The organism is Micromonospora rifamycinica (assembly GCF_900090265.1).
GTDB classification, from domain to species: domain Bacteria; phylum Actinomycetota; class Actinomycetes; order Mycobacteriales; family Micromonosporaceae; genus Micromonospora; species Micromonospora rifamycinica.
In genome coordinates this window covers 64434-84231 of record NZ_LT607752.1, presented here as the reverse complement: position 1 = coordinate 84231, position 19798 = coordinate 64434, and the positions used below count along the sequence as shown (strand labels likewise).

At 72.8% G+C, this 19798-nt stretch carries 12 protein-coding genes; 3 read left to right on the top strand and 9 right to left on the bottom strand.

The annotated features are described in order from the left end of the window. Position 1 precedes the first annotated feature (1 nt). Positions 2-976 (bottom strand): ABC transporter permease, encoded by a 975-nt coding sequence (locus GA0070623_RS00310; protein WP_067313029.1) that lies wholly within the window; start codon positions 974-976, stop codon positions 2-4. Continuing rightward, positions 973-2484: a sugar ABC transporter ATP-binding protein gene (locus tag GA0070623_RS00305; RefSeq protein ID WP_067313030.1), complete on the bottom strand. Its 1512-nt coding sequence runs from the start codon at positions 2482-2484 to the stop codon at positions 973-975. The genes GA0070623_RS00310 and GA0070623_RS00305 overlap by 4 nt, the downstream gene beginning before the upstream one ends. Positions 2485-3009: 525 nt before the next feature. Here GA0070623_RS00305 and GA0070623_RS00300 point away from each other — a divergent pair. After that, the gene (locus tag GA0070623_RS00300; protein ID WP_067313032.1) at positions 3010-6564 is read left to right on the top strand and encodes a ThuA domain-containing protein; all 3555 of its coding nucleotides are present in this window, start codon (positions 3010-3012) and stop codon (positions 6562-6564) included. A gap of 361 nt (positions 6565-6925) precedes the next feature. On the opposite strand, the gene GA0070623_RS00295 is transcribed toward GA0070623_RS00300, so the two are convergent. Beyond that, positions 6926-8470 carry a non-reducing end alpha-L-arabinofuranosidase family hydrolase gene (locus tag GA0070623_RS00295; RefSeq protein ID WP_089003837.1) on the bottom strand — a complete coding sequence of 515 codons (1545 nt, stop codon included), beginning with the start codon at positions 8468-8470 and terminating at the stop codon, positions 6926-6928. A gap of 532 nt (positions 8471-9002) precedes the next feature. Here GA0070623_RS00295 and GA0070623_RS00290 point away from each other — a divergent pair. Both GA0070623_RS00290 and GA0070623_RS00285 read left to right on the top strand, forming a co-directional pair. Continuing rightward, a complete protein-coding gene (locus GA0070623_RS00290) occupies positions 9003-10334 on the top strand; it encodes a sensor histidine kinase (protein ID WP_231932606.1) in 1332 nt (443 codons plus the stop codon). 55 nt (positions 10335-10389) lie between these two features. Beyond that, the gene (locus tag GA0070623_RS00285) at positions 10390-11070 is read left to right on the top strand and encodes a response regulator transcription factor (RefSeq protein ID WP_089003836.1); all 681 of its coding nucleotides are present in this window, start codon (positions 10390-10392) and stop codon (positions 11068-11070) included. Between the two features lie 41 nt (positions 11071-11111). Here the strand turns inward: GA0070623_RS00285 and GA0070623_RS00280 are convergent, their stop codons facing one another. The 6 genes from GA0070623_RS00280 to GA0070623_RS00255 form a co-directional block, all read right to left on the bottom strand. Beyond that, positions 11112-11876, bottom strand: coding sequence for an enoyl-CoA hydratase-related protein (locus GA0070623_RS00280; RefSeq protein ID WP_067314655.1), 765 nt, complete (start codon positions 11874-11876; stop codon positions 11112-11114). Positions 11877-11892: 16 nt separating this feature from the next. Next, positions 11893-13227 (bottom strand): ferredoxin reductase domain-containing protein, encoded by a 1335-nt coding sequence (locus GA0070623_RS00275; RefSeq protein ID WP_172898349.1) that lies wholly within the window; start codon positions 13225-13227, stop codon positions 11893-11895. Beyond that, positions 13224-14876, bottom strand: a complete 1653-nt coding sequence (locus tag GA0070623_RS00270) for an amino acid adenylation domain-containing protein (RefSeq protein ID WP_084261588.1) — start codon at positions 14874-14876, stop codon at positions 13224-13226. The genes GA0070623_RS00275 and GA0070623_RS00270 overlap by 4 nt, the downstream gene beginning before the upstream one ends. Before the next feature lie 230 nt (positions 14877-15106). Further along, positions 15107-16909, bottom strand: coding sequence for a DUF1996 domain-containing protein (locus tag GA0070623_RS00265; protein WP_067314657.1), 1803 nt, complete (start codon positions 16907-16909; stop codon positions 15107-15109). 142 nt (positions 16910-17051) lie between these two features. After that, positions 17052-18623, bottom strand: coding sequence for a hypothetical protein (locus GA0070623_RS30510; RefSeq protein ID WP_197700022.1), 1572 nt, complete (start codon positions 18621-18623; stop codon positions 17052-17054). Positions 18624-18637: 14 nt separating this feature from the next. Next, on the bottom strand, positions 18638-19687 hold the full coding sequence (locus GA0070623_RS00255) for an NAD-dependent epimerase/dehydratase family protein (RefSeq protein ID WP_067301541.1): 1050 nt from the start codon (positions 19685-19687) through the stop codon (positions 18638-18640). Between the last annotated feature and the right edge of the window lie 111 nt (positions 19688-19798).

Below are 19798 nucleotides of genomic sequence, written 5' to 3'. Positions count from 1 at the left end.
GCTAGGCCGCCGCCTTTCGCAGAGCCCGACGGGCGTAGACGGCGACCGCGGCGATGATGATGACGCCCCTGATCACCTGCTTGAAGAACGCGTCCACCTCGAGCTGGTTGAAGATCGCGTCGATGCTGGCGAGCAGCAGCACCCCGCCGACGGTGCCGACGACGCCGCCGCGCCCACCGGCGAGCGCGGTGCCCCCGATCACCACCGCGGCGATCGACTCCAGGTCGTAGAGCCCTTCGGTGCCCACCCGGGGCGCTCCCGACCCGAGCCGGCTGGCCAGGTAGATCCCGGCGAGCCCGGCGCACAGCGAACACAGCACGTGCGCGGTGACCAGGACCCGGTCGTTGCGGACGCCGGAGAGCCGGGCGACCTCCGGATCGCCGCCGACGGCGACCAGGTGGTGACCGAAGCGGGTCCGCGACAGCGCGAACCAGGCCGCCCCGGTCACCGCCAGCAGCAGCAGGAACGACAGCGGCACCGGGCCGACCCGCTGGTAGCCGAGGGACTGCACGAGGCCCGGTGAGGTGCTGCCCGCCGGGCCGTCGTAGAAGCTGTCGAGGTACCCCTTGAGCAGCAGCCCGACGCCGAGGGTCGCGATGAACGCGTTGATCCGGACCCTGGTCACGAGCAGCCCGTTGAGCAGCCCGACGGCGGCGCTGACCGCGAGCGCGAGGCCCACCGCCGGCAGCAACGCGCCGTCGCTGCCGTTCATCGTCTCGGCCGCGACGAGGGTGCTGAGACTGATCACGTACGCCACGGAGAGGTCGAGCGAGCCGCCGAGGATGACCAGGGTCTGGCCGACGGCGACGAGCCCGAGACCGGCGGCGACGTGCAGCAGGCTCACCGTCGTCGACTGGTTGAACAACTGCCCGCCGTCGGCCAGGACGACCAGCCACCCGACCGCGAGGGTGAGCGCCAGGGCCACGAACACGCCCGGCACGGCCCGCCGGGCCGGCGACAGCGACAGGCCCCTCACCGTTCTGCCTCCGTGGCGTGGCCGACGGCCAGGGCCATCACGTCCTCCTCGGTCGCGCCGGCGGGTAGTTCACCGGCGATCCGGCCGTCGCGCATGACGACGATCCGGTCGCTCATGCCCAGCAGTTCGGGAAGGTCGGACGAGATCATCACCACGGCCGCACCCTCGCGGGCGAGCCGGCGGACGAGGTCGTGGATGGCCGACTTCGCGCCCACGTCGATGCCCCGGGTCGGCTCGTCGAAGAGCAGGACCTGCGGGTCGAGCGCGAGCCACCGGGCCAGCACGACCTTCTGCTGGTTGCCGCCCGACAGGAAACGGATCTCCTGGTCGTCACCGGCGGCCCGGACCTCGACGGCGGCGAGCAGGTCGCGGACCCGGGCGGTACGGGCGGCGCGGCCGGACCGGGCGGCGAAGACGGCCCGGCTGGCGAGCAGGGCGTTGTCGAGCACCGACTGGCGGGGCACGATGCCCTCGCCCTTGCGGTCCTCGGTGACGTAGGCGATGCCGGCCCGCATCGCGGTCCGCGGCGAGCGCAGCCGGACCGGCGTGCCGTCCCGGGTCACCGCACCGGTGGTGAACGGGGCGACGCCGAAGAGTGCCCGGGCCAACGCGGACCGCCCGGAGCCCTGGAGGCCGCCGACACCGAGCACCTCGCCGGCCCGCACGTCCAGGTCGATCCCGCGCAGTTTCCGGTTTCCCGCACCCCGGACGGCGAGCCGCACCGGGCCGCGGTCGGCGGGGCGGGCGCGCTGCGGGTAGTAGCTGGACAGCTCCCGGCCGACCATGTGGCGTACCAGCTCGTCGGTGGTGGTGCCGGCGGTGTCCACGGTGGTGACCCGGCGGCCGTCCTTGAGGACCGTGATCCGGCCGGACAGGTCGAAGACCTCGGTGAGCCGGTGCGAGACGTACAGCACGCCGATGCCGCGGTGCTGGAGCCGGCGCACCAGCCCGTAGAGCAGTTCGACCTCGTGGTCGGCCAGCGCCGCGGTCGGCTCGTCCATGATGAGCAGCCGGGCGTCCAGGGCGAGCGCCTTGGCGATCTCGACGACCTGCTGCTGGGCGACGCCGAGCTGTCCCACCGGGGCGTCGGCGGCGAGGGTGGTCTCCCCGATCGAGGCGAGCAGCCGGTCGGTGCGCCCGCGCATCGCCCGACGGTCGACCAGGCCCCGGCGTACCGGCTCGTGTCCCAGGTAGACGTTCTCGGCGACGGTGCGCTCGGGCAGCAGGTTGAACTCCTGGTGGATGATGCCGACCCCGGCCCGTTGGGCGTCGCGCGGCCCGCGCAGGACGCGTGGTTCACCGGCGATCTCGACGGTGCCCTCGTCCGGGGCGTACCCGCCGGAGACGATCTTCATGAGGGTGGACTTCCCGGCGCCGTTCTCACCGACGACGGCGTGCACCTCGCCCGGCGCGACGTCCAGGTCGACACCGTCGAGGACGCGCACCCCGAGGAAGGACTTGCCGATGCCCCGAAGGGTGAGCAGCGCCGTCGGCGGTGGGTCTGGCATTCCGAAAGCCCTCACAGAAAGTAGTCATAATGCTGGTTTGTCCCCCCGGGTCAGGCTCGCCCAAGGTGCCGACCGGGGGGACTTTCGCCACCTGCAACAAACTCTTACGTCGCGCCGACGCAAACTTTCCTTGACATCGACGAAACATCACACGTATGAAGATAGATGTTTCGATGCCTGTCCACAATCCTCCGGCTGACGCAATTCCCAGCACACCCCCAGCCGGCCGGCGTCGACACCGCGCCGAGGAGACACCGGGCGACCACCGCCGACCCGCCGAAACATCGAACCTCTGGCAATCCATTGACAGTCGTCGATGACTGAACGATCCTGACCTCGCGGCCCACGGGACGAGGACACCAACCACGTCACTCCCAGTGACGCCATACGGGGCTGACGGCCGTTACGGCGGACGGCACGACGACCCGAGCAGCACACCCGTGCCCCGTCGTGCGCCCAGGCACCACCTGCGCGCCGACGGACCCACGGTCGCCAGGAGTTGCCCGCCGACAACGAGGAGACGGCATGCGTCGTACCACACTGCTCATCGCCATGATCACCGGCCTGTTGATGTCTCTCGGCCTCGCCCCACCCGCGTCCGCGGCCCCGGCCTTCCGCGCCCTGCTGTTCACCAAGACGGTCGGCTACCGGCACGACTCGATCCCCGCCGGGATCAGCATGTTCCAGCAGCAGGCGGCGGCCAACAACTTCGAGCTGGTGCAGACCGAGGACTCCAGCGTCTTCACCGCGGCCAACCTCGCCACGTTCGACGTGATCATCATGTTCCAGACCTCCGGCATGGTCTGGACCTCGGCCGCCCAACGGCAGGCCGTGGAGGGCTACCTGGCCAGCGGCAAGGGCATCGTCGGCATCCACAACGCCCTGGACATGGGCATCGAGGGCGAGTACCCCTGGTGGGACCAGACCCTCAACGGCGGCGCCCACATGCCCGAGCACTCCCCCGGCGTGCTGCCCGGCACCGCCATCGTCGCCGACAAGCAGCACCCGTCGACGACCGGCCTGCCGGACCGCTGGAACCGCAGCGAGGAGTGGTACAACTTCGACGCCAACCCGCGCGGCAACGTGCACGTACTGGTGACCGCCGACGAGCGCACCTACAACCCCGGCTCCCGGGCGATGGGTCCGGACCACCCGATCTCCTGGTGCCGCACCGCCGCCGGCGGGCGGGTCTGGGCCACCGCGATGGGCCACGCGATCGACTCCTACAGCGAGACGAACTTCCGCAACCACGTCCTCGGCGGCGTGAAGTGGGCCGCCGGCAACCTGCCCGGCGACTGCGGCGGCACCGTCTGGGGCAACTTCGAGAAGCGCACCCTGGACGACAACACGGTCGACCCGATGGCCCTGGCCGTGCTGCCCGACGGTCGGGTCATGTACATCCAGCGCGGCGGCCAGGTCAAGATCTTCAAGCCGGCCAGCAACAGCACCGTGACCGCCGGCAGCCTGAGCGTCTACACCGGCGGCGAGGACGGTCTCACCGGCCTGGCGCTGGACCCGAACTTCGCCACCAACGGCTACGTGTACCTCTACCACTCACCGGCGAGCAGCAGCACCGACGTCAACCGCGTCTCCCGCTACACGCTCACCGGGGACACCCTCAACCTCGCCACCGAGGCCCGGATCATCGACATCCCGGCCTACCGTGACCGCACCTTCCCCGAGCCCGGCCACACCGGCGGCTACCTCGACTTCGGCCCGGACGGGAACCTCTACATCGGCACCGGTGACGACACGCCGCCCAACCTCGACCCCAACTGGCAGGGCTACGCGCCGCTGGACTGGCGCGCCGGCAAGTCCAACCTGGACGCCGCGCGCAGTGCCGGCAACACCAACGACCTGCGGGGCAAGCTGCTGCGCATCCGCCCCTCGGACAGCGGCGGCTACACGATCCCGACCGGCAACCTCTACCCCCAGGGCACGGCGCAGACCCGACCCGAGATCTACGCGATGGGCTTCCGCAACCCGTTCCGGTTCTCGATCGACCCGGCCAACGGCTGGGTCTACCTGGCCGACTACGGGCCGGACCGCAACCCGCCCACCACCAACCGCGGCCCCGAGGGCCTGGTCGAACTCAACGTGATCAAGCAACCCGGCAACTACGGGTGGCCGTTCTGCCACGGCGACAACCAGCCCTACGCGCCGTTCAACCCGGACACCGGCGTGGTCGGCGCCAAGTTCAACTGCAACGCCCCGGTCAACAACTCCCCCAACAACACCGGTCTGACCAGCCTGAAGCCGATCGTCGCCCCCAACATGTGGTACGGATACGGCACCTCGTCGACCTTCCCGGAGCTGGGCTCCGGCGGCTCCGGCCCGATGGGCGGACCGGTCTACCGGTACGACCCGGCGAACCCGTCCGCCACGAAGTTCCCGCCCTACTACGACGGCGTGCACTTCTTCTACGAGTGGTCCCGCAGCTACCTCAAGGAGGTGCACTTCGACTCCGCGACGGCGGTGACCCGCACCAACACGTTCCTGCCCGGTGGACGGTTCAACAAGCCGATGGACCTGGAGTTCGGCAAGGACGGCTCGCTCTACGTCCTAGAGTGGGGCACCAACTTCGGTGGCGGCAACAGCGACTCCGGGCTCTACCGGATCGACTACATCCAGGGCGGCCGGTCCCCGATCGCCAAGGCCGTCGGGACGCCCACCAGCGGCCTGGCCCCGCTGAACGTCCAGTTCAGCAGCGCCGGCACGGCCGACCCGGACCCGGGCAACACGCTCAGCTACCAGTGGACGTTCGGGGACGGCACCACGTCCACCGCGGCCAACCCGTCGCACGTCTACACCACCAACGGCAACTACACGGCGCAGTTGAGGGTCACCGACAACACCGGCAAGACCGGCTTCGCCAACGTCCAGATCACCGTGGGCAACTCCGCTCCGGTGGTCACCATCACCACACCGGCCAGCGGCGGCATGCTCACCTTCGGTGACAAGGTGTCGTACCAGATCACCGTCACCGACCCGGACGGCGGCACCGTCGACTGCAGCAAGGTGCTCCTCAACCCGGCGCTCGGCCACGACGACCACGCGCACGAGACCACCGAGTACCCGGGTTGCTCGGGCACCATCTCCACCGACCTGCTCGGTGGGCACCCGGACGGGGCCAACCTGTTCTACGTGCTCAACGCGCGCTACACCGACAGCGGTGGCCCGGGCGGGGCGTCCCCACTGACCGGCACCGCGCAGGCTATCCTCCAGCCGAAGCACAAGCAGGCCGAGTACTTCAGCAGCCAGTCCGGCATCCGGGTGGTCGACGAGGCCAGCGCGGAGAGCACCAAGCGGGTCGGGGACATCTCCAACAACGACTGGATCGCGTTCACCCCGATGAGCCTGGCGGGCATCTCCACGGTCAGCTACCGACTGTCGTCGCCGTCCGGTGGGGGCACGATCGAGCTGCGGGCCGGCTCCCCGACCGGCACCCTGCTGGCCACCACCCCGGTGCCCAGCACCGGCGGCTGGAACAACTACCAGTCCACCGCACCGGTGAGCGTGGCCGCGCTGGCCGGCACCCAGACCCTCTACATGGTGTTCAAGGGCAGCACCAACAACTGGTTCGACCTCGACTCGCACACCTTCGGCGGGGCGGGGGTCGGCGTGCCCGGCACCGGCACCGGCACCGGCGTGGCGGGGAAGACCTGGACGCTCACCGCCCTGCACAGCGGGAAGCTGATGGACGTCAGCGGCGTCTCCACCGCCGACGGCGCGCAGCTCACCCAGTGGGCGGCCACCGGGGGCAACAACCAGAAGTGGCAGGCGGTGGACGCCGGCAACGGCGCGGTCTACCTGAAGGCGGTGCACAGCGGCAAGTGCGCCGAGGTGATCGGCGGCTCCTCCACGGCGGGGGCGTTCCTCCAGCAGGCCACCTGCACCAACGGCAACCAGCAGAAGTTCACCGCGACGGCGACCACGACCGCCGGGGTCTACACGGTGCGCAACGTGCAGAGCGGGCTCTGCCTGGACGTCAACGGTGCCGCCACCACCGACGGCGCGCGACTGTTGCAGTGGACCTGCCACGGCGCCACCAACCAGCAGTGGCGGTTCACCCAGGTGTGACGCACCATCCGCCGCCACGGCGGCGGCCGAGAGGGCCGGCTCCCGACACCCGGGGCCGGCCCTTCCGGCGATCGGGGGAAGCACCCGGCCGGACACCGCCGCCGTGACTCAGGTACGGACTTCCCCGGGTGGGCACCCACCGCCGCGACCGGCGAATCCCGGATCCGTCGGTCGGGGCCGCCGGTGGTGGACGCCGCCGGCCGGCCGCGCCGGCAGCCGGGTCGACCACTCGGGGCGGCCCGGGAGAAACAGGGATCGGCAGGACCCGCAGTGCGGGTCCTGCCGATCCGTTCAGGTGTCCGTGCCGTACGCCGGGCCGCCGGTGGAGGTCAGGGACCTCGGTCGACCCGGCGGCGCGACGTCAGCGCTGCCGGGTCAACAGGCCCGGCCGGTAGGGCAGCAGACCGTAGTCGACGCCGTCGGAGCTGGGCGAGCGGCCCTGGTAGAGCAGTTGCAGGTTGCACGGGTCGATAGTCATGGTCTGGTCGGCGCTGGTACGCAGCAGCTCACCGTGGCTGATGTCGTTGGTCCAGGTGGCACCGCTGTTGGCCTTGCCCGCGAACGGGTTGCTGTAGGTCGCCGCGTTCGGCGTCCAGGTGCCGTTCAGGCTGGTCGCCGTGAACGAGCGGAAGTAGCGCTCCCAGGAGCTGGTCCTGGCCTCGACGATCATCAGGTACTGGTTCTGGCCAGCGACCTTGTAGACCTGCGGCGCCTCGAACAGGTTCTCCGAGGTGTCGCTCATGATGGTCGTGTAGCTGGAACCGAAGTTGCCGGGGAAGTTCCCGATCGGCATGCTGGCCCGGTAGATCTTGCCGTTGTCACCGGCGAAGAACAGGTACATGTTCTGGCTGTCGGCGATCAGGGCCTGGTCGATCGGGCCGGTGCCGGAGCCGGAGATGGTGCCGGTGAACATCGTCTGGGCCGGACCCCACCCGTTCGGGTTGGTCGGGTCGCTCGACGTGCGGTACGAGAACGCCGCGCCGCCCCACTGGTAGGCGAGCACCCAGATGTTCTTCGGCGCGAAGTAGAACAGCGACGGCGCGACGGTGCCCTGGCTCATGGTGTTCTGGGGGGCCGAGCCGAGCTGGTTGAGGTTGTCGACCAGGCCGAAGTTCATCGACCCCCACGAGGTGCCGAAGTCGTGCGTGGTGGCGTAGACGAGCTGCTTGCCGTTGTACGGCGCGACGGTGAAGTCCTTCAGCGACACCCAGCCCGACTTCGGGGTGGCCAGCGGACCCGTCGAGGACCACCGGTACGTCGACGGCAGCGTGCAGTTGCCGCCCGGCGGCGGGGTCGTGGGCGGCGGGGTGGTCGGGGTGGTGCCACCGAGCTTGACGAGCTGCCACTGCTGGTTGGTGCCGTTCCAGTCGGCGTACTGGACGATGTTGCCGCCGTCGGCGGTGGACGCGCCCTGCACCTCGACGGCCTTGCCGCTGTTGCGGTTGATCAGCTGGATGTAGCCGTCGATGTCCTGGATGCTGAACTGCTGGTTGGTGCCGTTGTTGTCGGTCCACTGCACGATCGGTCCGCCGTCGGCGGTCGACTTGCCGGAGACGTCCAGGACCTTGCCGGACAGCCGCGACTTCAGCCGGTAGTAGCCGCCGCCGGAGTCGACGAACTGCCACTGCTGCTGGGATCCGTCGTTGCGGGTCCACTGGGTGATCCGGGCCCCGTCGTTGGTGGCCAGGTTGTAGACGTCGAGGGCCTTGCCGCTGTTGCGGTTGACCAGCACGTACGAGGCGCTGGTGTCGATCGTGGCGGCGGCGGCCTCGGTGACGGTGGCCGCCACGACGACCCCGCCGCTCAGGGCGGTCACGACCGCCGTGGCCGCCGGCAGCAGCCATCGCCGACGTCGGTGACCCGGCTGGCGGGTCACCGGGCCGGAGGGATCAGCCAGGAGATGCATGGGTGCTCCTTCATGGGGACGGGTGGAGCCTGAAGGGGACGGCCCCTGCGCGGTGACAGCGTCGCCGCGGATCGCCGGTGGTGGCGTGACCGGTGCCCGCCGGCCGCTCCGTCGTCGGGACCGGGGTCGACAGGCAATGTGAACGTTCACACTGCCGGATACCCGTCGGGCACTTCCTTGATCCAGTGGTTGGGGGGCGAACGAACCGACAGGGGCTCCATTCAGATCCGGCGATGTTACCAGAGCGTTTCGTACGGCTCAAGACCCGCTCAGGGCACCCCCCCCGCCCTCGACGACCCGACACCGGGTCATCGACGTGAGTCGACATGTTAACGCTCACTCCCCGGCCGCCGACCGGCGCCGCCCGCCGTACCGTGACCGCCCGGCCGCCACCCACCACCCACCGTCCGTCGGGACACCACCGCTCCCTTCCGATCGGCTGGCCGATGTGCCATCTTCGATGAATGTGGGTCGATGGCTTCGCCGGCGGACCGGGCGGCACCGGGGCGGGCCGGCCGGGAGCGGCGGCGCGGTGCCGCTGACCGGCGACGGCACGCGGCCGGCCGTACGTCGCGCCCGGCCCCGTACCGGGCTCGCCGTCGGCCTGCTGGTCGTCGCGCTGCTGATCCTGGTCGGCGGGCTCGGTTACGCCGCCCTGCTGCACGTCCAGCAGGCGAGGATCAACCATGAGCTGGACTGGGCGATGGTGCACGGCCGACCGGCCGACCCGTCCGGCTGCACCTGGATCTTCGGCGGCGCGAGCGACACCGGGCACGCCGGCTCGCCCCCGGCCGGTTTCCCCCGGCACGCGGCCATCCACGCCGTGGCCCGCACCGGCCGAGCACAGGTCGACCGGGTGACCCGCAACGGCACGGTGTACCACGTGCGTACACAGCAGCGCGGCGACGAGGTCGTCCAGGTGGTCTTCGACGCCCGGTTCCAGCTCGCCGAGCGGCGACACCTGCTGTGGGGGGTCTCGGCCGCCGCGGTGGCGGTCCTGGTCGCGGCCACCGCGACCGATCTGCGGTTACGGCGCAGGGCGGTGCGGCCGCTGACCGAGGCGCTCGACCGGCAGCGCCGCTTCGTCGCCGACGCCAGCCACGAACTGCGCGCCCCGATCACCCGGGTGCACACGGCGGCACAGTTGCTGGCACAGCGGTCGGCCGGCACCGGCACCGGGGCCGCACAGCAGGATCTGGACCGGCTGCTGCGCACCACCCGGCTGCTCGGGGAGATCGTCGACGAGCTGCTCCTGTCCGCCCGGCTGGCCGACCCGGCGGCGACGGCCCGGCCGGCGGCCACGGTCGACCTCGCCGCGCTCGTCAGCGAGGCGGTCGAGGCCGACGCGCCCCGCGCCGCCGCACACGACGTGACGCTCACCGTGGCCGCCGGGGACGCCCCGGTGCCGGTCTGCGGCGTCGGGTCCGCGCTGCGCCGGGTGGTGGCGGAGCTGCTGGCGAACGCCCTGCACCACACCCCGACCGGCGGCCGGGTCGAGGTGCGGTTGCGCCCGGCGGGCACGGGCCACGTCGAGCTGGTGGTCAGCGACTCCGGCCGGGGCCTCGACCCGCGGCACACCGACCGGATCTTCGACCGCTTCCACCGGGGCCCCGACGCCGGGGACCGCCGCCTCGGACTCGGGTTGGCCCTGGTCCGTGAGGTGGTCACCGCGCACGGCGGCACGATCAGCGCCGCCGGGCGGCCCGGGACGGGGGCCACCTTCACCGTACGGCTGCCGGTGCCCGGCGGGGATCCGGCCGGCGGGCCACCGGCGGCGGGTGACCCCGCCGGGGGCTGGTGGCCCTTCTGCTGGCGGGGCAACCGCGACCGGGCGGCCCGGGAACGCGAGATGAGCAGGTTCTGACCGGTGAAGAATTCCGCGGGTCAACCTTCGGCCGTTTCGGTGCGACCATGAACGGATGACCGACCCGTCACCCCCGGCGCACGGCCCGTTGCTCCTCGTCGAGGACGACGCGGAACTCGCCGACATGCTGGTCGAGCTGTTCCACCGCGCCGGATACCCGATCGACCTGGCCCGGGACGGCCAGCGGGGCCTGCACCTGGCCCTGCGCGGCCGGTACCAGGTAATCATGTTGGACCGGCGGCTACCGGCCATCGACGGCGTCGACCTGCTCATCCGGCTACGGCGCCGGGCGGTCGGCGCCCGGGTGCTCATGCTCAGCGCGCTGGCCGATCCCGACGAACGGATCCGGGGCCTGGACGCGGGCGCCGACGACTACCTGCCGAAGCCGTTCGAGGTGCCGGAGCTGATGGCCCGGGTCCGGGCGCTGACCCGCCGCCGCTTCGACGGCGCCGAGTGGATCCCGATCGGCGCGGGGCAGCTCGACCTGGCCCAGCGCGGGGTACGACTGCCCGACGGCCGGCAGGTGACGCTCAGCGGACGGGAGTTCGACCTGATCCGGCTGCTCGCCACCCAGCCCCGGATGGTGCACAGCCGCAGCCAGCTACGCGGCCGGGTCTTCGGCCCCGACCGGACCGAGGCGGTGGTCGACACGTACGTGCACTATCTGCGGCGCAAGCTCGGCGACGGCGTGGTACGCACCGTGCACGGACTCGGCTACCAGATCGGCGCGCTGTAGCGCCGGCCGTCCGGGACCGGCGGTCCCGGACGGCCGGCGGCTCAGCGCCCCGCGAACCGGGCCGGCCGCTTCTCCAGGAAGGCGGCCATGCCCTCCCGCTGGTCCTCGGTGGCGAACAGCGCGTGGAAGGACCGCCGCTCGAACAGCACCCCGGCCCGGACGCCGACCTCCTCGGCCTGCCGGACCGCCTCCCGGGCCAGCAGCGTCGCCAGCCGGGGATGCCCGGCCACCACCGCCGCGGCGGCCCGGGCCTCCGCCAGCAGCCGCTGCGTCGGCACCACCCGGGACACCAGGCCGTACCGTTCCGCCTCCCACGCGTCGAGCTGCCGTCCGGTGAGGACCAGGTCCATCGCCCGGGCCGCGCCGACCAGCCGGGTCAACCGCTGGGTGCCGCCGATGCCGGGCATCACCCCCAACCGCAGCTCCGGCTGCCCGAACCGGGCGTTCTCGGCCGCGAAGACCAGGTCGCACATCATCGCCAGCTCACACCCACCGCCGAGGGCGTGCCCGGCCACCGCCGCGATCTTCGGGGTCCGCAGCGCGGCGAACGCGTCCCACCCCGCGAAGTGGTCCTCCAGCGCCACGTCCAGGAAGGACTTGCCCGCCATCTCGCGGATGTCGGCACCGGCCGCGAAGACCTGCTCCGACCCGGTGATCACGAAGCAGCCCACGCCCGGATCGCGGTCCAGCGGTCCCAGCGTCCCGACCAGCTCCGTCAGCAGCCCGGTGTCCAGCGCGTTGCGCACCTCGGGCCGGCACAACCGCACCGTGACCACCCGGTCGACCTGTTCCACGGTGATCCTCATCGTCGCCCCCCTCTGCTCAGGAATCCCAGATCGCGCCGTACGCGGGCACGCCGCGTTCCTCCATGCCCCGCACCACCTGCCAGGTCAGGGTGCGGTTCGAGATGCAGATGACCGCCTCGGCGTCGAACTCGCGGCACACCCGCCAGGCCAGCCGCAGCATGTCGGGCTTGCCGTCGCGGGCGGTGTCCCACAGCAGCGCGTCCGGCTGGTGGGCGAGGATCTCGTCGACCAGCTCGTCGCCGAAGGTCTCCCGGTGCCGGCGGGCCGCCCAGACCAGGCGGGCCGGCACCAGCCCGGCCAGCAGATGCGGCAGCACCGGGCCGATCCCGCTGCCGGTCGCCACGTACACCACCCGGCGGAACAGGGTTTCGATGTTCGCCACCCCGGCCGTGCTGATCCCCTTCACCCAGACCCGGTCCGGCGCGTCGTCGATGAACCGCCCGGTCCAGTCGCCGGCCCGGGAGACGGTCAGCCGGAATCCGCTGCGACCCGGCGTCGGCACGTTGGCGAAGGAGTGCCACTCCCACAGCGGGCTACGGCTGACCGCCGTGGACGAGCCGGGGAACGGGGTCACCCCGTGGTCGAAGTGCACCAGTGCCACGTGCGACGAGGGGCGGTGCACCACCACGGGCACCCGGCGCAGCCGTAGCCAGGGCAGGGCGATGCTGGCGGTCAGCACGGCGAGCACCCCGCCCTGCGGGGAGACGGCCAGCGCCGCCGGCCCGCCGGCCAGGAAGCCGGCCTGCGCCCAGAGCAGCGCCAGGGCCGCCCAGCCACCGAGGCGGTGGGTGCGCTCGAACAGGTCGTGCCGGCGGGAGCGGACCGGTGGCAGCGCGGTGCCGACGACCGCCACCAGCAGGACGGCGGCGGCGTACCCGGTGACCAGCGCCCCGACCGGTCCGTCGCCGACGGTCAGCGCGCCGAGCTGCGCCAGGTACCACCCGGTCCCGGCCAGCGCCGCGCCGACGTGCAGCCCCCCGAAGTGGTAGACCTTGCCCAACGTCGCCCGGATCCGCAGCGGCCAGCGGGTGGACGCCCGGGTGGCCAGCCAGAAGAACAGGTTGACCAGGTACTGCTGGCGGACCAGCACCGCCAGCGCCACGTTCGCCAGGGCGGCGTCGCCCAGTGCGGCGGGCTCGCGCCACCAACCGGCGGTCCACCCGTACGCCAGCAGCACGGCGTTGCCGGTGAGCACCGCCGCCACCAGACGGTGGTGGTGCATGAACCGGGGGTGGGCGAGAATCCGGCGCAGCGTGCCGGCCGGCGGCGGCAGCACCTCGCCGGACCCGGTCGTCGGGGCCGGAGGCGGACCCGTCGGGGCCGGCGCGGCCCGCAGACCGGTGCCGGTCACGCCGCCGCCTCCCCGAGGTGCGCCCACTGCCAACGCAGGTCGAGGGCGAGCCGGCGCAGGGCGTCCCGGTCGACCTTGCCGCGACCGGTCACCGGCAGTTCCGGTAGCGGGTGCACGGCCGCCGGCACACAGTAGTAGGGCAGCACGGCGGCCACCGCCTCCCGGCACCGTTGCGGGTCCAGCCCGGCCGGGGCGACGAAGGAGACCAGGTCCCGGTCGGTCAACCGGAGCGTGACCGCCCACCGGCAGCCGGGCACCGTCTCCAGCACGGCGGAGACCGCGTCCAGCTCGACCCGGAAGCCCCGGACCTTCACCTGGTCGTCGGTGCGGCCCAGGTGTTCCAGCTCCCCGTCGGCACGCCAGCGGCCCCGGTCCCGGGTGCGGAACATCAGCCGACCCCCGCCCAGGAACGGGTCCGGGGCGTACCGCTCGGCGTTGAGCGCGTCGTTGTCCAGGTAGCCGGCGGAGACGCACCCGCCGCCGGCCCACATCTCACCGGCCTCACCGATGCGGCAGGGCCGACCGTCGGCGTCGAGGACGTAGACGGTGTTGTTCGGCGTCGGTCGGCCGATGGTGAGCGGGCCACCGGGCCGGTGCCGGTGCATGGTGTTGACGATGGTGGTCTCGGTCGGGCCGCAGCAGTTGTAGAAGACCCGGCCGACCGCCCACCGGTCGGCCAGCGGACGCGGGCACGGCTCACCCGCCACGGCCACCACCCGCACCCCGCCGCACCGGTCCGGGTCGATCCGCCCGAGCACCGACGGGGTGGCGATCACCACGTCGGCGCGGGCGGCGGTGGCGGTGAGGTCGTGGTCGCGCACCAGCAGGGTGCCGCCGTTGGCGAGGCAGCCCAGGATCTCCCAGGCCGCCATGTCGAAGGCGACGTTGAGCAGTTGGGCGACCCGCCGGCCGGGCCGGACGCCCAGGTCACCCGGGGCGGTGAGCAGGATGTTGGCCACGTTGCCGTGGGTCACCGTGACCCCGTTCGGGGTGCCGGTGGTGCCGGAGGTGAACAGCACGTAGCAGCCGTCGTCGGCGCGTACCGGCCGGTCCGGCGGCGCGGCGGTCAGGTACTGGCCCGGCGGCAGCGGGTCGGCCATCACCTCGTCGACCGCGAGCCGGGGCACCCCGGGCAGCGCCGGCACCGTGTCCAGGGCCGTCGAGGTGGTGAGCACCACCCGGCAGCGGGCGGCCGAGGCGACCTGCCGCAGCTGCCCGGCCGGGGCGATCCGGACGTCCTGCGGGACGTAGGCGGCCCCGGCCTTCAGCGTGGCCAGGATCCCCACCAGCATCGGGATCGACCGGCTGGTGAAGACGCCCACGGTGTCGCCGGTCCGCACCCCGAGCGCCACCAGCCGGGCGGCGAGCCGGTTGGCCTGCCGGTCCAGCTCGCGGTAGCCGATCCGCACCCCGAGGTGTTCGGCCGCGACGGCCTGCGGGGTGGCGGCGGCCCAGCGGGCGAACGCCTGGTGGATACGCAGATCGGGTACGGGCACCGCCGGCCCCCGGCCGAACCGGTGGAGGAGCCGGCGCTCGCGGGGTGCGAGCTGGTCCAGCAGTGGCCCCCGCCAGCCGTCGGGCGCGGCGGGAGGGGTGCCGGCCGGGCCGGCTGCGGCGTCGTCGATCGTGCCGGACTGTCGTACGGACATCGGCTGCTCCTGTCTGACCGGCCGCCCCTTGCGGCGATCGAGATAGATGTTCGCCAATGCATATGGGAAATGCCTTAGATTCCGTACCGCGGCCGGACGCCCGTGCCGGTGTGGCACCGCGGACAGGCGCGCTCCCGCACCCGAAAGGACCCGGTGCGGGAGCGCGCGTGAGCCGTGGACGGTCGGATCGCCGGGAGCCGGTCCTGCCCTCGTCGACGCGGGCCAGCCGGTCAGGAGCAGTTCTTGCCCTTGTTGATGCAGGTGGCGATGCGTTGCATGGTCCGGGCGGAGTTCACGTTGACGAAGTCGTTGTGGTCGGAGAACGGGTTGTGGTTCTCTTCGGGGAACGAGTCGAGCGCGTACTGACCCCTGACCTGCACGTCGTGGGCGATGTCGTAGGCCACCGTGATCCGCAGCTGCGGGATCGCCCGGAAACCCTGCGGGCAGGCACCGGTGGCCCGGTCGGCGAACGCGACGTGGTTGCGGTGGTTGTCGCTGTCGATGTTCCTGCCGTCCCAGCAGCCGGGGAAGTCGTGCACCCGCTGCACCCGGCTGCCGGCGGGACAGATCGGGTACTTGTCGGAGAGCCGGTCGGCGAAGCCCGAGCAGCTCCAGGTGGCGCGGGCGTTGGCCGGGCCGCGGCTGGTCGGCTTGGCGTCGCCGGTGAGCGCCCGGAGGAACTTCGGCATCGGCACCACCGTGCTGACGGGATTGCCGCGGTACTCGATCAGCACCTGCGCCGGACGGACGATACCGCCGGTGTTGCCGGGCAGTTCGAGATCCGGCCCCTGCGGATCAGGCAGCGCGGTGGCGGTGGGCGCGGCGGTCGTCGGCGCGGCGGTCGTCGGCGCGGTGGTCGTCGGCGCGGTGCCGGGCGTCGCCGGGTTGCCCGGGGCCTGGTCCAGGGTGCAGGCGGCGAACGCGTCGAGACCCTGCGGGCGGGCGGCCTGCCGGCCGATCGCGATGGCGATCCGGTCGAGCACGGCGGTCCGCTTGGCGCGCAACGGGCCGAGGATGGCGTTGTCGACGAAGGCCGGACCGCCCTGGCCCCGGCTGGTGACGAGACGCTCGTTGGCCTCGGAGATCTGCCGGTCCAGTTCGTCGAGGTTGCGGTTCACCTCGGCGAGCGCCCCGGCGGGCACGCCGGGGAGCTTGTCCCGCACGGTGGGGCACTGGATCCGCGGATTCGCGGCCTGGGCGGCCCTGACGCTCGCCCGGTGGGTCGCGCCGGGCATCCGGGCGTGCATGTCGTCGTAGCTGATGTCGCACTCGACCAGCGAGACCAGACCCGGCTGGTTGCCGCCGGCAGCGGTGACCGTACGGCTGATCTCCTTGATCATGGCCGCGCGGCGGGTCCGCAGCGAGTCGATGACCTGCCGGTTGAACGTGGCGTCGATGCGCCCCCGGCTGGAGGTCATCCGCTGGTTCGCGGCGGCCTGCTGACGGTCCAGCTCGGCCAGCAGCCGGTCGACGGTGGCCCGGGCTCCGGTGGGGACGGCGCGCAGCCGCCTGCCGACCGAGGGGCAGACGACCATCGGCTGGGTCTGGGCGAGGGCCTGCTGGACCTGGTCGCCGCTGCGGACGGCCTTGTCGATGCGGACGACCGGCCAGAAGTAGGACGACTTGTCACCGTTGCGGCAGGTGGTGCCGGAGGCGTCCAGGTCGGCGTCGGAGGAGTTCGCGGTGATGGCCAGGTTGCCGACGAAGTCGTGGACGTGTTCGGCGCCGTTGCGGATGCCGGGCTGGGCCACCGGGTTGTCCGGGCTGAACTTGCCGTTGCCGTTCGTGCCGCAGTCCACGGTGAACCGGCCGGTAGACCCGCCTGCCGCCGGCTTCGGGTTCTGCACGTTCGGCGTCACGTCCTCGATCTTCACGAACTGGTCCAGGCTGGTGGCGGCGTCCGCGGTGCCCTTGCCGCCGCTGGAGACGAAGGTGACGGTCAGCGCCCCGCTGGCCGCCAGCACGACCGCCGCCATGGCGAGCCGGGCCGGCCGCGACTGCACCAGCGGCGTCCCGTTCTTTCTGCGGTTCATCGGATCTCCTCACAGCCGGGAAGCGGCTCCGGTGACGTGTTGTCGCTCCCGGATACGGGCCGGCGGGCGGTGGAAGGTCACCGTTCGCCGGGTACGTCATGCTTCGGTAAGAAGTCCCGCCGCAAGGGGTGGGCCGCCCCGGCTACCAGCCCGTCAGGAGCAGATGGTTGACGGTGAGGGCCACCGCCGCCTGCACGGCCAGCCAGCCACGCCGGTCGGCGGGCGGGATCAGGGCCGCGCCCGCCATGAGCCAGACCGTGAAGGGTAGCCAGATGCGTTCGACCTCGGCCTTGCTGTAGCCGGACAGGTCCGCCGCGAGGATCACCGCCGTGGCGGCGAGGACCAGCAGCCACCCGGCCGGGTCGGCACCCGGCTGGAACCGGCCCGACCGAGACAGGACCGGCCGGGACAGGCCCGGCTCAGGCAGGACCACCCGGCGCGAGACCACCCGACGCAGGACCGGCCGGCGCAGGACCGGCCGGCGCAGGACCGGCCGGCGCAGGACCGGCCGGCGCAGGACCGGCCGGCGCAGGACCGGCCGGCGCAGGACCGGCCGGCGCAGGACCGGCCGGCGCAGGACCGGCCGGCGCAGGACCGGCCGACGCCATGCGACGTCCCGCCAAGCGGCCGGCACCGCCCGCCGGACGATCACCGCCGCCACCGGCCCGGCGGCGACGGTGACCAGCGCGAGGTTCGCCCAGACCCAGTAGCCGTACGCCCGGTCGCTGGCGACGCCCTGGTAGTAGCGCTCGATGACGAGGTGGTAGCCGGTGGGCCACCAGAAGCCGACGGCGGTGAACGCGACGACGACCGGCACCGCCCCGAGCAATATCCCGCCCACTTTGCGCCAGCGCCAGCCGGCGAGCACGACCACCACCAGCGCGATCGGGGCCATCAGGACCAGCCCGTAGGACAGGTAGCAGCCGAGGGCCAACAGGGTACCGCCGGCCACCGCGCCCACCGCACGCCCCCGTACCGCCCCGTGCGCCACCAGGGCGACTCCGGTGGCGGTCACCCCGGCGAACAGCCCGTCGGCCGAGACGCCCGACCAGACCGCGCCGGGGAACAGCACCACGAACGGCACCACTGCCCGGGCCGCCTCGTCGGTGCCGAGCAGCCGTACCGTGTGCGGCACGGCGACGGCGACCAGCCCCGCCGCCAGCACGCACAGCATGCCGGCCCAACCGCCGCCGCCCAGCCCGGCCCGGTCGAGCAGGACGAAGACGAGCAGCGCCCCCGGTGGGTGGCCGGACACGTGGGTGGTCCAGGAATCCGGTTGCTGGTCGAGGATCCGGCCGGCGAAGCCGGCCAGCATCGCCGGGATGTCGGTGACGCCGGGCACCTCGTGCAGGTACTCGAACTCGGTGGTCAGCCGGCCGGCGACGCCCCGCTGCCAGCCGTCGACCAGGGCGAGCGACAGTGTCCAGGCCACCGCGGTGGCATAGGAGAGCGCGAGCAGCGGTCGCCAGGTCAGCCGGGCGGCCGTCGCCGGTCCGCGCCACCAGACCAGCACCGCCAGCAGTACGGCCAGCGGGGTGCCGGGGCCGACGTGCGGCAGCCACTGCGCGAACAGCGGCGCCGCGCTGGCGTGCACCGGGCGGCCCGTCAGGTACAGCACGCCGCCGACGACGACGGCCACCGCGACCAGGCCGACCGCGGCGCCGGCGGCGATCAGGTCGGCGCGCGGCGGGCGGTGCCGCGCAGTGCCGTTCACCCGCGCAGTGCCGTTCACCCGCGCAGTGGTGCGTGGGCGAACTCCGCGATCCCGTCGGTGAGGCCCACGGCGGCCCGGAAGCCGAGTTCGGCCTCGGCACGGGCGGGCGAGGCGACCACGTGCCGTACGTCGGCGAGCCGGAACTCACCGGTGACCACCGGCGGTCGGCCATCGGCCGCCCGCGCCAACTCCGTGGCCAGCTCGCCGATGGTGGCCGGGCGGCCGGAGGCGATGTTGTACGCCCGCCAGCCGGTGCGCGTCCCGGTCGCCTCCAGCGCCGCCAGGTTGGCCGCCGCCACGTCCCGGACGTGCACGAAGTCGCGGCGCTGGCCGCCGTCCTCGAACACCCGGGGCGGCCGGCCGCCCTCGATCGAGGAGCGGAAGATCGCCGCGACCCCGCTGTACGGCGTGTCCCGGGGCATGCCCGGCCCGTAGACGTTGTGGTACCGCAGCGCCACCACGGAGCCGCCGGTCTGCCGGGCCCAGACCGAGGTGAGGTGTTCCTGGGCCAGCTTGGTGGCGGCGTACCCGCTGCGCGGATCCAGCGGAGCGTCCTCGTCGACCAGGCCGGGGGCGACGACGGCACCACAGGTGGGGCAGGTCGGCTCGAAGCGGGCGGCGGCCAGGTCGGCGACGGTGCGCGGGGCGGGACGGACCGGCCCGTGCGCGGGGCAGGCGTAGGCCCCCTCGCCGTAGACCACCATGGAGCTGGCCAGCACCAGGCGGTGCACCCCGGCGCGGGCCATCGCGGCGAGCAGGACGGCCGTGCCGAGGTCGTTGCAGCCGGCGTACTCCGGCAGGTCGTCCAGGTCGACGCCGAGTCCCACCATGGCCGCCTGGTGGACCACCACGTCCACCCCGGCCAGCGCCCCGTCCACGGCGGACCGGTCGCGCACGTCGGCCCGGACGAGCGGAGCGCCCGCCACGGTGTCCGGCAGCGGCTGCCGGTGGGCGCCGGGGTGACCGGAGTCCAGCACTGTCACCCGGTGGCCGGCATCCTGCAGGGCGGTCACGACATGGGTTCCGATGAAACCGGCGCCGCCGGTGACGAGTACGTGGGTCACGCGCCGACGGTAGAGCCGGGAGGCGGTCGACCGCCCCTGCTGCCGGCCGCCCGTCAGCGGTTCGTAAGAACTCCGCACCGACCGCTGACGCCCGGGAACACCGTCACCGTC